Annotated in this window: 11 protein-coding genes; 5 read left to right on the top strand and 6 right to left on the bottom strand. The window is 65.6% G+C overall.

Annotation, left to right across the window (positions count from 1 at the left end; all coding sequences use genetic code 11):
• The first annotated feature begins 44 nt into the window (after nt 1-44).
• Nucleotides 45-1862: a phosphogluconate dehydratase gene (gene edd, locus AB4136_RS23035; protein ID WP_036254523.1), complete on the top strand. Its 1818-nt coding sequence runs from the start codon at nt 45-47 to the stop codon at nt 1860-1862.
• 53 nt (nt 1863-1915) lie between these two features.
• Here edd and AB4136_RS23030 read toward each other — a convergent pair whose 3' ends face one another.
• The 4 genes from AB4136_RS23030 to AB4136_RS23015 form a co-directional block, all read right to left on the bottom strand.
• The gene (locus AB4136_RS23030; RefSeq protein WP_024926055.1) at nt 1916-3610 is read right to left on the bottom strand and encodes a vWA domain-containing protein; all 1695 of its coding nucleotides are present in this window, start codon (nt 3608-3610) and stop codon (nt 1916-1918) included.
• 94 nt (nt 3611-3704) lie between these two features.
• Nucleotides 3705-4667, bottom strand: a complete 963-nt coding sequence (locus AB4136_RS23025) for a GlxA family transcriptional regulator (RefSeq protein ID WP_024926054.1) — start codon at nt 4665-4667, stop codon at nt 3705-3707.
• Nucleotides 4668-4728: 61 nt separating this feature from the next.
• Complete coding sequence (gene folD / locus AB4136_RS23020) at nt 4729-5628, bottom strand: bifunctional methylenetetrahydrofolate dehydrogenase/methenyltetrahydrofolate cyclohydrolase FolD (RefSeq protein WP_024926053.1); 900 nt, start codon at nt 5626-5628, stop codon at nt 4729-4731.
• 259 nt (nt 5629-5887) lie between these two features.
• Nucleotides 5888-6682, bottom strand: a complete 795-nt coding sequence (locus tag AB4136_RS23015) for a WecB/TagA/CpsF family glycosyltransferase (protein ID WP_024926052.1) — start codon at nt 6680-6682, stop codon at nt 5888-5890.
• Nucleotides 6683-7058: 376 nt separating this feature from the next.
• Here AB4136_RS23015 and proC point away from each other — a divergent pair, with 376 nt between their 5' ends.
• A complete protein-coding gene (gene proC / locus AB4136_RS23010; protein WP_024926051.1) occupies nt 7059-7874 on the top strand; it encodes a pyrroline-5-carboxylate reductase in 816 nt (271 codons plus the stop codon).
• Nucleotides 7875-7879: 5 nt separating this feature from the next.
• On the opposite strand, the gene AB4136_RS23005 is transcribed toward proC, so the two are convergent.
• A complete protein-coding gene (locus AB4136_RS23005; RefSeq protein ID WP_024926050.1) occupies nt 7880-9196 on the bottom strand; it encodes an NAD(P)H-dependent oxidoreductase in 1317 nt (438 codons plus the stop codon).
• Between the two features lie 207 nt (nt 9197-9403).
• On the opposite strand from AB4136_RS23005, the gene AB4136_RS23000 reads away from it, so the two are divergent.
• Nucleotides 9404-10123, top strand: a complete 720-nt coding sequence (locus AB4136_RS23000) for a type 1 glutamine amidotransferase (protein ID WP_024926049.1) — start codon at nt 9404-9406, stop codon at nt 10121-10123.
• Nucleotides 10124-10148: 25 nt separating this feature from the next.
• On the opposite strand, the gene AB4136_RS22995 is transcribed toward AB4136_RS23000, so the two are convergent.
• The gene (locus AB4136_RS22995) at nt 10149-13787 is read right to left on the bottom strand and encodes a putative Ig domain-containing protein (protein ID WP_161773077.1); all 3639 of its coding nucleotides are present in this window, start codon (nt 13785-13787) and stop codon (nt 10149-10151) included.
• A gap of 293 nt (nt 13788-14080) precedes the next feature.
• Here AB4136_RS22995 and AB4136_RS22990 point away from each other — a divergent pair, with 293 nt between their 5' ends.
• Together AB4136_RS22990 and AB4136_RS22985 are read left to right on the top strand one after the other, a co-directional pair.
• The gene (locus AB4136_RS22990) at nt 14081-14263 is read left to right on the top strand and encodes a hypothetical protein (RefSeq protein WP_024926047.1); all 183 of its coding nucleotides are present in this window, start codon (nt 14081-14083) and stop codon (nt 14261-14263) included.
• Nucleotides 14264-14287: 24 nt separating this feature from the next.
• Nucleotides 14288-14509 carry a hypothetical protein gene (locus AB4136_RS22985; RefSeq protein ID WP_024926046.1) on the top strand — a complete coding sequence of 74 codons (222 nt, stop codon included), beginning with the start codon at nt 14288-14290 and terminating at the stop codon, nt 14507-14509.
• Nucleotides 14510-14535: the final 26 nt, after the last annotated feature.

The raw sequence follows: 14535 nt of genomic DNA, 5'->3' as shown, positions 1-14535 counted from the left end.
GGGAGGCCGCGCTCCGGGACCTCGTTCGAACAGGATTGAACGCCATGACCGCCAGGAAAGACATCGAAGCCATCACCCAGCGGATTCGCGAGCGCTCGCGCGCCAGCCGCGACATCTATCTTAGCCGCATCGGCGAAGCCTCCGGCCGCGCCGCCAACCGGGCCGTGCTGTCCTGCGGCAACCTTGCCCACGGCTTTGCCGTCTGCAGCCCTTCGGAAAAGGTGGCGCTCGGCGCCGACCGCGTGCCGAACCTCGGCATCATCACCTCCTACAACGACATGCTGTCGGCGCATCAGCCGTTCGAGACCTTCCCGCAGCTGATCAAGCAGGCGGCGGCGGAAGCCGGCGGCATCGCGCAGGTGGCGGGTGGCGTGCCGGCGATGTGCGACGGCGTCACCCAGGGCCAGCCCGGCATGGAACTGTCGCTGTTCTCGCGCGACGTCATCGCCATGGCGGCGGCCATCGGGCTTTCGCACAACATGTTCGACGCCGCCGTCTATCTCGGCGTCTGCGACAAGATCGTGCCGGGGCTGGTGATCGCGGCACTCACCTTCGGCCATCTGCCGGCGGTGTTCATTCCCGCCGGGCCGATGACCTCCGGCATTCCCAATGACGAGAAGGCGCGCGTGCGCCAGCTCTACGCCGAGGGCAAATGCGGCCGCGCCGAACTGCTCGAAGCCGAATCCAAATCCTATCACGGCCCCGGCACCTGCACCTTCTACGGCACCGCCAACTCCAACCAGATGCTGATGGAGATCATGGGCCTGCACACGCCGGGCGCTTCCTTCGTCAATCCCGGCACGCCGCTGCGCGACGCGCTGACCCGCGAAGCCGCCAAGCGCGCGCTCAGCCTCACCGCCATGGGCAATGCCTATACGCCGGTCGGGCGCATGATCGACGAGCGCTCCTTCGTCAACGGCGTCGTCGGCCTGCACGCCACCGGCGGCTCGACCAACCACACCATCCATCTGATCGCGATGGCGGCGGCGGCCGGCATCAAGCTGACCTGGCAGGATATTTCCGATCTCTCGGAAGCCGTGCCGCTTTTGGCGCGCGTCTATCCGAACGGGCTCTCCGACGTGAACCATTTCCACGCCGCTGGCGGTCTTGGCTTCATGATCCGCGAGTTGCTCGACGCCGGCCTGCTGCACGAGGACGTGCAGACGGTGTGGGGCGAGGGCCTGCGTCCCTATGCGGTCGAGGCCAAGCTTGGCGCCGACGGCCAGGTGGTGCGCGAGGCGGCGCCCGCAACAAGCGGCGACGCAAAGGTGCTTGCGCCGGTGAAGCAGGCTTTCCAGCCGACCGGCGGCCTCAAGGTGCTGAGCGGCAATCTCGGCCACGCCATCATCAAGACCTCGGCGGTGAAGCCGGAGCGGCGCGTCATCGAGGCGCCGGCGAAAGTGTTCCACAGCCAGCAGGGGCTGAGCGATGCCTTCAAGGCCGGCGAACTGACCGGCGATTTCATCGCCGTCATCCGCTTCCAGGGGCCGAAGGCCAATGGCATGCCGGAACTGCACAAGCTGACGACGGTGCTGGGCATCCTGCAGGATCGCGGCCAGCGCGTGGCGCTGGTGACCGACGGGCGCATGTCGGGTGCCTCCGGCAAGGTGCCGGCGGCGATCCATGTGACGCCGGAAGCGCTGGAAGACGGTCCGATCGCGCGCGTGCACGATGGCGACATCGTCCGTCTCGACGCCGATGCCGGCACGCTGGAAGTGCTGGTGGAGGCCGGTGAATTCGCGGTGCGGCCGGCCGCTTCAGCCGACCTGTCGGAGCACGAGTTCGGCCTCGGCCGCGAATTGTTTGCCGGCTTCCGCCAGATGGCCACCCGCGCCGACCATGGCGCCAGTGCATTTGGGTGAGTTAGGCGGCGCCTCTTTCTCCCCTTGCGGGGAGATAGAGGCCAAGCCCGTCCCTACTGCACAGTGATCTCGGTGCGGCCGCCGGGCTTCACCGTCACCGGCATCTCCTTCGAACCGCCGTCGTCGGGCAGGTTGCGCACGACGATGTAATCGCCGGCCGGCACCGCCTCCTGGCGCTTGTCGCCGTAATCCAGCCCCAACGACTTGCGGTTGCCCTGCGCATCCCTGGCGAACAGTTCCGTCGTGTCGGCACCCGGCGCGCTGATGATAAGAACGCCGGCATTGAGATTGATCTTGATATTGTTGGCCTCGCCCACCTTGACGGTGAAAGGCTGCTCGGCGCTGGCGAGGTCGGCGTTGGCGATGGCGACATAGTCGGCGGGCGGCAGGTCGAATTTCGCGCCGGCGCCATAGGCGCGCTCGATGTCCTCGCGCGAACCGTCGGCCTTCTTCTCGGCCTTGACGATCCGGAACGAGACGGCGTTGCCGTCCACCTTGTCGCCACCCTCGGCGTAATAGGCATTGAGCGTCGCCCTGCCGACGCCGACGATGATGTCCTTGTCGAGCGTCTGGCCGGCGGCGAGCTGCACGGTCTCCGTCTTCTTGCCGCTGCCGATCGAGACGGTCACCGTCTGCTCGCCAGCCGGCAGCACCAAGGTCGCGTCGCCATAGGTGGTGGCGCGATCGCCGGGATAGCTCACCTCGATATGGGCGACGGGATCGACCTCGGCGCCGGCGCTCGGGCGCGGATGGACGCGCAACGTGCCGGCATTAAGCACGAAGGCCGGTTTGTAGGTCTCGCCGGCAACGACCGTCAGCTTCTGCTCGGCCCGCGCTTCGCCAAGCCGCGCCACGACGACATAGGCGCCGGGCGCCAGCGTGCCGGCATAGTCGCCATATTGCGTATCGAGATAGGAGCCGCGGCTGCCGTCGGCGCCGGCCTTGTAGATCTCCCAGATATTGCTGCCCTTCACCGGCGCGCCGCCCTGGGTGAGCGTCACCGTCGGCTGGAAGTTGACCCCGGGTTTCTGTGTCTCCGCCGGCGCCTGAGGTGCCGGCGTGGTCGCGGGTGTCGTCTCGGCAACGGCCGGGGCTGGGGCAGAGGTCGACGCCGGAGCGGGAGCGGGTGCCGCGACCGTTGCCGTCAGCGCCTCGCGCAATCCCTTCTCGTCGGAAGCCTGGATGTATTTGCCGCCGGTGGCCTCGGCCAGACAGGCGACCTCCCGGCCCTCATTGGCATTGAGGCCGAAACCGACGACATCAGCGACGAAACCGGTGCCGGCCGCCTTCAACTCCTTGCCGAGCGCGCAGGGATCGCCGCCGCAGCTCTCCAGCCCGTCGGTGATGACCACCACCTTGGACGTGCCTTCGGTGTAGCGCAACGCCTCGGCCGCCTGCTTGACGGCGGCGGCGAGCGGCGTCTTGCCGAGGAATTTCAGATTATCGGCCGCGCTCAGGATGGCGTTCGCCGTGCCCGCCGCCGGCGGTACGATCAGCTCGATGTCCTTGCAGCTCGCCTTGTCGCGGTGGCCATAGGCCATGAAGCCGATTTCCTTGTCGGCGGGCAAGGATTGCAGGACGCCGCGCAGCGACTGGCGGGCGATCTCCTGCTTGGGCTTGCCGTCGATCTGCCCCCACATCGAACCCGACGCGTCAAGGATGACGATGGTGCGATCGGCGGCGGCGGCGATTGCCGTCGACCATGAAAGCACGATCGCCGCGACGGCGACCCGCGCAAGAACAGGCATCAGGCAAACTCCAGGAAGATTCGGGACCAATCGACAGGCATGGATGCGCGGAAGCTATGTGACCCGCGCCATCGTGGCAAGCGACGGACTGGCTTCAATAGGCGGTGCGGCGTTCCTCGCTCGGCGGGCGGCCGAACTGCAGCCGGTAGCTCTGGGCGAAATAGGAATGCGAGGTGAAGCCGGTGGCGATCGCCACGTCGAGGATCGGCATGTTGGTCTGGCGCAGCAATTCGCGCGCCCGCTCGAGTCTCAGCCGCATGTAATAGCGCCCCGGCGTCATGGTGAGATGCCGCAGGAACAGCCGCTCCACCTGCCTGACCGAGAGCCCGGCCGACTTGGCGAGCTGGACCGCCGACAGGGGTTCGTCGAGATGATCGGCCATCAGTTCGACGATCTTGCGCAGCTTCTCCGACTTGCCGGTGAGATCGCGTTCGGGGCCGACACGCTGGCGGTCGCCGGCAGAGCGGATGCGCTCGTGCTGGAACTGGTTGGCGACCGCATTGGCGATGTTGGTGCCGAAATCGCCGCGCACGATCTCCAGCATCAGGTCGATCGAGGTCGTGCCGCCGGCCGACGTATAGCGCTTGCGGTCGATCTCGAAGACGTTGCCGGTGCATTCGATGTCAGGGAAACGCTCCATGAAACCGGCGCGATTTTCCCAATGGATGGTGCAGCGGTGGCCTTCCAGCTGGCCGGCCTCGGCCAGCACGAAGGAGCCCACCGACAGCGCGCCGAGCGCGCCGCCGCGCCGGCCCCAGGCGCGCAGGGCGCCGAGCACCTTCGACTTGCCGGGGAATTCGAGATTGAGTGCCACGCAGACGAACAGAATGTCGACCGCCGGAATGTCGGCAACCGAATAGTCGACCTTCAGCGGCAGGTCGTTGGAGGCGGTGACGGCATCGCCGTCCGGCGAAACGGTGGTCCAGGAATAGAAATCGCGGCCAACCAGACGGTTGGCCGAGCGGACGACATCGATCGCCGCCGCCACGGAAAACATTGGAAATTTGTCGACCAGCAGGAAGGCAAACCGCCTGCCGCCTTGAACGGCGTCCGCCATGATGGGCCGTTCTACAGGAACTGAAGGCGTCGGCAAAGCTGAGCTCTTTCGATGCGGGCGGTCAGAAGGATGGCCGGTCGAGGCCGGCGGCAAGATAGGCTGAAGTGACCGTGTTGGCCATCAGCATCGCAATGGTCATCGGCCCGACGCCGCCGGGAACCGGGGTGATGGCACCGGCGACCTGGGCCGCACCCTCATAGGCGACATCGCCGACCAGCCGCGACTTGCCCGGCCCCTTGTCGGGCGCGGGGATGCGGTTGATGCCGACATCGATGACGGTGGCGCCCGGCTTGACCCAATCGCCCTTGACCATTTCCGGCCGACCGACGGCGGCGACCAGAATGTCGGCGGTGCGCGCCAGCGCCGGCAGGTCCTTGGTGCGGCTGTGCGCGACGGTGACCGTGCAATTGGCGGCGAGCAGCAGATTGGCCATCGGCTTGCCGACGATGTTGGAGCGGCCGACGACCACGGCGTTGAGACCGGACAGGTCCTTGCCGCGCACGCGCTCGATCAGGAGCATGGAGCCGGCCGGCGTGCAGGGCACGAAGGCGGTTTCCATCTCGCCGGCGCCCAGCTTGCCGACATTGACGAAATGGAAACCGTCGACATCCTTGTCCGGCGCGATGGCCTGGATGACCTTGCCGGCATCGATATGGCTGGGCAGCGGCAGCTGCACCAGGATGCCGTGGATGGCGTGATCGGCGTTCATGTCGTGGATCAGGCCGAGCAGTTCGTCCTCGGTGGTGTCGGCGGGCAGCGTGTGCTGCACCGAATGAAATCCGCATTCCTTGGCCGTGCGCGACTTCGAGGAGACATAGACCTGGCTGGCCGGATCCTCGCCGACGATGACCACGGCAAGGCCGGGCCTGCTCGCCCCCTTGGCATGCAGCGCGCCGCTCAAAGTCTTGACCTTGCCGACCACTTCCTCGGCAACCTTCTTCCCGTCGATCACGTCAGCCATGAAGCCACCCTGAAATCCAAATCACTCGCCATGCTAAAGTATGCGGAGGGGAATTTTCACGAAAAATCGTTGGCGCAATCCCGTGCCAGCGCCGTCAAATGCCGTAAACTCGAAACCGATGTCGCAATCCTGTCCCATGCCGGCGCCGGACAGGCGAGCAACCATCGCGCCGCGCGACGACGGTTGCGAGGGCGACACGCGCCGCTCATTTTCCATAAGCTTCGGCGTCGACGGCCGCGTCGATTGGTTACCGCGGCCGTCAGTCGGCTAGCCGCTGCCGCCTGGCCAGCATTTCCTTGCCGGTCAGCTTCTGGCGCATGACACGCCACAGGAACAGCGGATTGCCGACGACGTAGCGGCGCCAGAGCCGGCCCGGTTCGAGCATCAACCGGTAGACCCATTCGAGCCGCGCCCGACGCACCCATAGCGGCGCGCGCGGCATCGAGCCGCTCATGAAATCGAGCAACGCGCCGACGGCGAATGGCAGGGTGCAATGGCGCCCGTCGAGATTGCGGGAAATCCACAATTCCTGGCGCGGCACGCCCATGGCGACAAGCAGGATGTCCGGGCGCAATTCGGCAAGGTGGCGGACGATTTCCGGCTCCTGCGCCGGCGAGAAAAACCCGTCCTGCACGACGACGATGCGGTGTTGCGGCGCCATCTCCTGCAGCCGCTCGCAGGCGCCTTCGGCATTCTCGCGCGTGGCGCCCAGCAAGCCGACGGTCAGCGGTTCGTCGATTGCCCGCAAAAGTCCGGGCACCAGGTCGGTGCCGTTGAGATTGGCCGGAAACGGCGCGCCATAAAGCAGCTTGGAAGCGATATCGACGCCGACGCCGTCCGGAAGGATCATGAAATCGTCCAGCGCATGGGCGAAGACCGGATCGACGCAGGCGGTGTTGGCATTGTGGGCGTTGAGGAAGGTGATCTTGGTGAAACGCTTCTCGCGCACCAGCCCGGTCAGAAGCGACAGCGCCTCTTCCCAACCGAGACTCGCGACCGGAATGCCCAAGATCGATTTTGTTTCACCCACGCCGCTATTCCCGCCGGCCGGCATCTCCGCTGCCGTCCCCTTTATCGAGGCCTTCGCCATGGTTCGCGCAGACACTCTATACCCCCGCCTTCGCAATGGTTCGCGCAGGCATCCTAGGCCCCTGCCTTCGGCATGGGCACCGCCAGAGCCGGACGATGACACAAACAGGGCCGCATCACTACTTTCCTGGACCCAGCATTAACAAGGGACGGTGAAGCGATAATTAAGAATCGCCGCCGGTGCCGATGCCCCTTCACAGCGCCCATACGCGCGGGTTTTGGCCGAACCCGGCCATCGGGCCCTGCGGCTGGCACACACATTTCGGAAAATTGCGCCCTGGCGTCCGGTCTTTCCCCGCGCCGCGCGAGCGTCTATGGAAAGGCTTTCCGGGAGGCTTTTCATGACCATCAAGCTCGTTCTGGCCGGTTGCGGCAATATGGGTTACGCCATGCTGGTCGGCTGGCTGAAATCGGCCAAGCTGAAACCGGCCGATGTGTTCGTGGTCGAACCGAACGAGGCCTTGCGGGCCCGCGCGGCAGCGCTGGGCTGTGCCGTGGCCGCCGATGCCGGCGACATTCCGTCCGCTTCCACCCCCGCCTTTGTTGTCCTTGCCGTGAAACCGCAAGTGATCCGCGAGGTGACGGAAGCCTACAAGCGGCTGGGCAATGGCGCGACCACCTTCGTCAGCGTTGCTGCCGGCACGCCGGTCGCCACCTTCGCCGGCATTCTCGGCGAACGCACGCCGATCGTGCGCTGCATGCCCAACACGCCCGCCGCCATCGGCAAGGGCATGATGGTGGTGTTTTCCAACAGCCTGGTTTCCGAAGCGACACGCACCACTGTGGCCGATCTGCTCTCGGCCAGCGGCGCCGTCGCCACCATCGACGACGAGGGGCTGATGGATGCGGTGACCGCGGTTTCGGGTTCCGGCCCGGCCTATATCTTCCACTTCATCGAGTGCCTGACGGCGGCCGCCGAACAGGCCGGCCTGCCGGCGGAAACGGCCCGGCTGCTCGCCATGCAGACCGTCTATGGCGCCGCCTCGCTGGCGGCCGAAAGCAAGGAAGACCCCGGCCTTTTGCGCCAGCAGGTGACCAGCCCGAACGGCACCACGGCGGCGGCACTTGGCGTTTTGATGGGTGGCGACCGGCTGAAGACGCTTGTCACCGAGGCCGTGGAAGCGGCGCGGGCGAGGTCGGTCGAACTCGGCAAGTAGAAAAACTAGCCCGCCCCGTAGAGCATCTCGTCCTGCCGCTGGCGCAGCGCGTAGAGCCGCGTCGAGGTGTCCGGCGCGGCGTTGCCGGCGGTGATCAATTCGCCCTTCTTCACGGCCTTCAGCACCTTGCCGCCCTCAAGCAGCCCGACGGGAAGCGCGCGCTGCGCCCGGGCGTCCTCCACCGTCATCGTCCAGGAGCGGTAGCAGGTTTCGCCGATCGCATCGAAGGTCTCGCCGGCGGCGAGGTCGCGCTTGGCAACCGCGCAGACTTCGGCCACAGGTCTCGGCAGCGGCACCATGTCGGGCTTGCCGTAAAGCATGATGCGCGCCGCCGTCAGCGGCACCTCCAGCGAGGTCAGGTGATAGGGCCTGAACAGTCCGTAATACGGCCCCTTGCCGACATGCAGATCGTCCAGCCGCTCGATGATGCGCGGATGCGTCGCCTCAACGATGACGAAGACGCCGGGCGCCACGCCCTTGCCGATCGTGTAGTCGACCACGCCCTTCTTCGACAGCACGCCGCCGTCGGCGCGCGGGATCAGCACCTTCGCCAGTTCGTCGCGATGCGCGGCCGGGCCATGCATGCCGGGTCGGTCCGGCACCAGGCCGGTGGCATTGGCGATGGCGCACATCTCGACCATGGTCTTGGAACCGTCGACGAACTCGACCAGCATGCGCGGGTTCATGTTGCGGCGTTCGGCTTCGGCGCGATAGTCGTCGGGCACGGCGTCGTGGTTGAGTGGATTGTTCTTGCCCTTGCCGGCCGCCACCACCGTGCAGCCGAGCGCCGAGACGAATTCGATCAGTTCCATGCAGGAGGATGGCTCGTCGCCGGCGCCCAGCGAATAGACGACGCCCAGCCGGTCGGCCTCCCGCTTCAAGAGGCAGCCGATGGTGACGTCGGCCTCGACATTCATCATCACCAGGTGCTTGCCGTGCTCCATCGCCGACAAGCAGAAATCTGCGGCGACGCCGGGCTTGCCGGTGGCGTCGATCACCACGTCGACCAGCGGGTTGGTGACCAGCATCTCATTGGAGGTGATGGCGATCTTGCCGGCCTCGATGGCGGCGGTCACCTTCGACTGGGTGTCAGCCTCGCACGCCATCGCCTCGTCGCCATAAGCGATGCGGATGGCGTCGCGCGCGGTGTGCGGGCGCCGCGTCGAGATGGCGCAAATCTCGATGCCCGGCATCAGCATGCCCTGGGTGACCAGATCCGTGCCCATTTCGCCGGAGCCGATGACGCCGATGCGGACCGGCTTGTTGTCGGCGGCGCGCCGGGCGAGATCGCGGGCAAGTCCGGTCAGGGCGACATTGGTCATGAACGAAGTCCAGTGGCTGATTTGCCGGCTCTTGCCGGAAACGGCCGGAGCTTGTCAACAAAACCGCCGCCGCGCCGCGCGGTGCACCTTGCGGTTGTTACGCCAAAACATCCGATCTGGATCATTGGGAACCCGGCGCCTCCATGTTTATTGGCTCCGTCGACCCGGCTTCTTTTCAACAGGCCTCCAGGCCATAGGGAAACGATCATGCGCATTCTCGTCTTCCAGCATGTCGATGTCGAGCATCCCGGTATTTTTCGCGAATTCTGGGCGGAACAGGGGCATGAATGGGTGCCGGTGGAGCTGGATGCCGGCGAGGCGATCCCCTCCTTCGACGGGTTCGACCTTCTCGCCGTGTTCGGCGGGCCGATGGACGTGTGGCAGGAAGCGACCCATCCATGGCTGGTGGCGGAGAAGGCCGCGATCCGCCGCTGGGTGATGGAGCTCAAGCGTCCTTATCTCGGCATCTGCCTCGGCCACCAATTGCTGGGCGCCGCGCTCGGCGGCACCGTCGGGCCGATGAAGACGCCGGAAGTCGGACTGACGACGGTCGGGCTCACCGATGCCGGGCGGGCCGATCCGATCTTTGCCGGATTGGGACCGACCGTCGAATGCCTGCAATGGCATGGCGCCGAGATCTCGAAGCCGCCGCAGGGCGCGGAAATCCTCGGCGCCAACGCCGCCTGCGCCACGCAGGCCATCCGCTGGGGCCGCCACGCCTATGGTTTCCAGTATCATCTCGAGGTGATGGACACGACGGTGGCCGACTGGGCGGCGATCCCCGAATACAAGGAAAGCCTCGAACGGGCGATGGGCGCATCCGCCGCCGCAACCTTGGATGAAGCCATGGCCTCCCGGCTGGCCGATTTCCGCGCCGCGGCCAGGAAACTCAACGACAATCTCGCCGCAATCGTTGCGTCGGCATAGCGCGTGACCCCACCACGGCTGTGGCTCACCACCGCGCGCCGATTTTCACCGCCATGGTGTGGTCCTGCGCATTGCCGCCGGTGCCGCGCGCGGTGCTGTAGTCGAAGCCGAACAGCCAGCCATTGGCGATACTGGCCTCGAAGCCCAGTCCCAGCCCGAGATAGTCGCGGCTTTCGGCCTTGACGTCGAAGCCATAAGGCAAGCCGTTGCCGAGGTCGGCATAACCCATCGAGGCGCGGCTGGAGCCGCTGAAATCATGCGTGTATTCAAGCCGCGCCTTTGGCGTGAACACGCCCCAGGCCATCGGCATCGCATATTCGGCCCGCAGGCCCAGCACGCCGGCCACCGTCGACAGCGATTGCGCGCCATAGGTCAGATTGTAGGGACCGGCGCCTGTCTCGGTGTAGGCATCCAACCGCGACCATGACGCTTCGAGCCTGCCATAGGGCGACAGCAACCGGCCATCCTGGCGGTGTTCGTAGGCCGTGGTGAGCGAGCCGAACAGCTGCTGGCCGTCGCGGCCGCCTTCAGCGAAACCACCTCCGTTCGTCACGAAGCGGCGGCTGTCGAAATCGAGCCGGCTGTAGCCGAGCAGGCCGTCGACGAAGACATTGGCGACGGGATTGTAGCTGCCATAGGCGGCGATGCTGATCGCCTGCGCCTGGCTTCTCGTGCCGTTTTCGCCAATGTCGGCGATGTCGCGGCCATAACCGAAACCGATGCCACCGACAAAGCGCGGCGAGAAGCGATAATCGACGCCGCCGCTGACGCCAGCCAGCGTGTTCTTGATGTCGATGCCGCCATTGTCGCGCTGGCCGAAATTGACGAAGCCGCCGGCCCAGAACGCCATGGCCTTCGGCGCAGCGTTCGCGGCCGGCTCGCCCGAAAGCCTGTCCATCGGAAAGCCGAGCGTGGTGCCGGACCGCGCCGTGCCGCGCTCGTCCTCGGCATAGGAGAGCGGCTTGCGCGCATTGGTCTTCTCGCTGAGACCCAGCTGGATATTGACCGAACCGGCCTGCCGCTCGCTTTCGCTGTGCAGCTGCTCCAGCCGCCCGTTGAAATTGCGGATTTGCGCCGCGGCAAAGCGGTTCGCCGATTCTATCTGCGCTGCGATAAGGCCGGTCACTTCCGGGTCCCGCGCCGGGTCGGGCCGGGCAGCGACGTTGAAGGTGATGGTCGCGGGCGCCGAAGCGCCCCATTTGTTCGACACCGTGTAGGAAATCGCCACCTTGCCGGACGCGGTGGCGGCGGAAGCGAAGACCAGTTCGTAGTTGCCGCCATTGCCCTCGATCGACGCCCTGCCGTGCTCAGCGGCAGGTGGGCTGACGACCGATGCCGTCGTGAACGGTCCGCCTGTCGCGCCGGCCGTCAGGTTTATCCTCGCCGAGGTTCCGGCCAGGACATCCACGCTGATATTCTTCGCCACAGGAAGCGGGGCGGAGATGGCGAGTGCATAGGCCTGCGTTCCCGCGAAGCCATGCGCGTCGGTGGCGGTCACCGTGACGGCGAAACTGCCGGCTTGCGCCGGCGTGCCCGACAGCGTGCCGTCGGTATTCAACGTCAAGCCCGAGGGCAGCGCGCCGTCGCTGACGGCGAAGCTGTAGGGGCCGGTGCCGCCCGTGGCGTTCAGCACCTGCGCATAGGCATCGCCCCCCACCCCGGCGGGGAGCGAAGCCGGCGTGAGCCTGATTTCCGGCGCGGCGACAACCAGCGTGTATTTTTGATCGCCCGTGAAGCCGAACTTGTCGGCCGCCCGGACGGTGAGATCGAACGATCCCGACACCGTCGGCGTACCGGAAACCACACCTTTGGTGCTCAGGTTGATGCCGGCGGGCATGGCGCCCGACAAGACGGAGAAGCTGTAGGGGCCGACGCCGCCAGACGCGTCCAACGCCTGGCTGTAGACGACGCCGCCGGTCGCGTTCGGCAGGCTGCTTGGCCCGATCGCGATTCCCGGGGCTGCCACCTTCAGCGTCATCTGTTTGGTGCCGAAGAAGGGGGCGCCCGTTCCCGTCGAATCGTCGGTGGCCTTGACGGTGAAGTCGAAGCTGCCGGAGACACTCGGTGTACCTGAGATCGTGCCGCCGGGGTCCAGTGTCAGCCCGGACGGCAGGGCGCCGGTCAAGATTTCAAACCTGTACGGCCCGGTCCCTCCGGAAGCGGTCACTTTGCCGGTGTAAGGCACCCCGCCGGTGGCGTCGGATGGATTTCCGGCAACGGTGATCGTTGGCGAGCCAATTGTGATTTCATACATCTGGCCGCCGGAGAAACCGCCGCTGCGATCGGTCGCGGTGATCGTGAAACGGAACATGCCCGCTTGCGTTGGCGTGCCGGTGATGTTGCCGTCGGGCGAAAGCGTCAACCCGCCAGGCCAGGCACCGAAGACCGAATAGGTATAGGACCCCGAGCCTCCCGAGGCGGTCACTTTCTGGGCATAAGGCACCCCCACTGCCGGATCGAGAAGGCGGTTCGGGGTGAGCGAGATTGTTGGGGCAGTAATTGTGAAGGTGTAGCCTTGGCTGGCCATAAACGGAGCACCGACGCCCGTGGAACTGTCCCTCGCGGCGACCGTGAAACTGAAGCCGCCCGCTTCTATCGCCGTGCCGGAGATCTCGCCCGTCGTTGGATTGAGACTCAAACCGGCGGGGAAAGCGCCTGACGTTATCGCATAGGAGTATGGCGCTGTGCCGCCCGATGCGACCACGGTCTGGCTGTAAGCCGATCCGAGGACGGGGGCTGGCAGGGTGGGAGGCGTGATGGCAAGGGATGGCGCCTGCACGGCCAAGGAGAGTTGAGCTGAAGCCGATGCCTGTTGTCCGACTGAATCCGTCACCATAACGTTGACGTTGAAAGCACCGGCCTGCGTAGGCGTGCCGGAAATCGTGCCGTCCGCAGCCAATCCCAAACCGGCAGGCAGGGAACCTGACGTTATCGTGTAGCTGTAGGGCGCGATTCCGCCCGACGCGGACAGGGACTGTGTGTAGGTATCCGCTACCCTGGCTTGCGGCAAGCTGGCAGTCGTGATCGTGAGCGTCGAGTTCACGACCAGCGTATAGCCCTGTTCGCCAGACCAACCGCTGGCGTCTGTCGCCTTGATGGTAAAATTGTTGGGTCCGGCCTGCGTCGGCGTGCCGGATAATACGCCGTTGGCGCTAAGGGACATGCCCGCCGGAATAGCGCCGGTTGTGGAAAACGTAGAAGATCCTGTCCCCCCGGAAGCGGTGAATGTCGTGCTGTAGGCCACGCCGACGGCGGGGACCGGCAAGGTGGCGGGGTTGATGGTGATGGGCGTCTTGACGACCAGTGTAATCGAAGCCGATGTGCTTGGATCGTTGTTCGCATCGCCGGGATATTGGGCATCGATCAGATAAGCGCCCGCAGCCATTGAGCCCGAACTCCACGAACTCGTTCCGTCGGAAGCCAGGACGACGGTGATGGCCGACCCCCCATTTACTTTCACGTTCACCAGTCCAGTCGGCGTTGGACCAAGACCCGCGTTTCTGACGGCAACACTAAAATTAACAGTACCTCCCTCCGCGGCTGGATTGGGCGACACTAAGAACGTGGTTGTCGTGGGCGTTCCGGCCTGGGCCGTCGTGGACGACACAAGCGCCGCGAGGACGAACAGCGCCGTGCCGAACACGATTGCCAGCCCGGCGGGCATAGCGCCGCGCGCGCGATCGTTTCCCCGCCACCCCATCGAAGCCCCGCGATACGTCCACCAAATTCCAGCGAACTTCACGATGTGGCGGCCGCGGTAAATACGGCAAATGCCGTATTTTGCGCGCGAGCGCTCAATTAATTGATTGGCATTGGACGCTCGCCGCCCGGCCCTATCCTTATGAATTCCTTATTTTTTGACGCGGCCTTCTCACTCGAACCCTTATGTCGGGGCTCCTATTTTCCGGCTGCAACCGCCCGGCTCAGGCCTGCGGCGATGCACGAAAGGAAAAAGACATGCACAGGTTCCACACCTATAGAGGCAGCCACCATCCGCAGGCGCTGGCCCGCACGGCGCGCGCGCTGAACGACAACCGGCGCGCAGGCGAAGTCACCGAGCCGCTGATGTTTGCCCGGCTTTTCCTGGTGGTCGGCATCTTCTTCGCCGCCATCACCACTTTCCAGCATCTCGTCGCCTGATCGTTAGCGGCAAGGAAGACACCCATGCGCAATTCCCTGATTTCGGAGCCTCCTTCTACGAGCCACCGTTTCCTGGTGGGCCGCGACCATGAAGGACGCTGGATCGCCCGCGACGAACGCGGCTCCACCGGCGGTGTTTTCGCCGACAAGGCTTCGGCCATCCATTTCGCGGAGACGGAAAGCGACCACAGGGCCGGCTGCGTCAGCCTGGCGCCCGACGATGCGCGGCTTTCGCTTTTCAACTGACCCTGAAAACCGGTCGGCCTCCGCGC

This window comes from Mesorhizobium sp. 2RAF21, from assembly GCF_052115345.1.
Taxonomy (GTDB): domain Bacteria; phylum Pseudomonadota; class Alphaproteobacteria; order Rhizobiales; family Rhizobiaceae; genus Mesorhizobium; species Mesorhizobium terrae.
The sequence above is the reverse complement of the archived record's forward strand: the minus strand, read 5'-3'. Positions and strand labels throughout refer to the sequence as shown.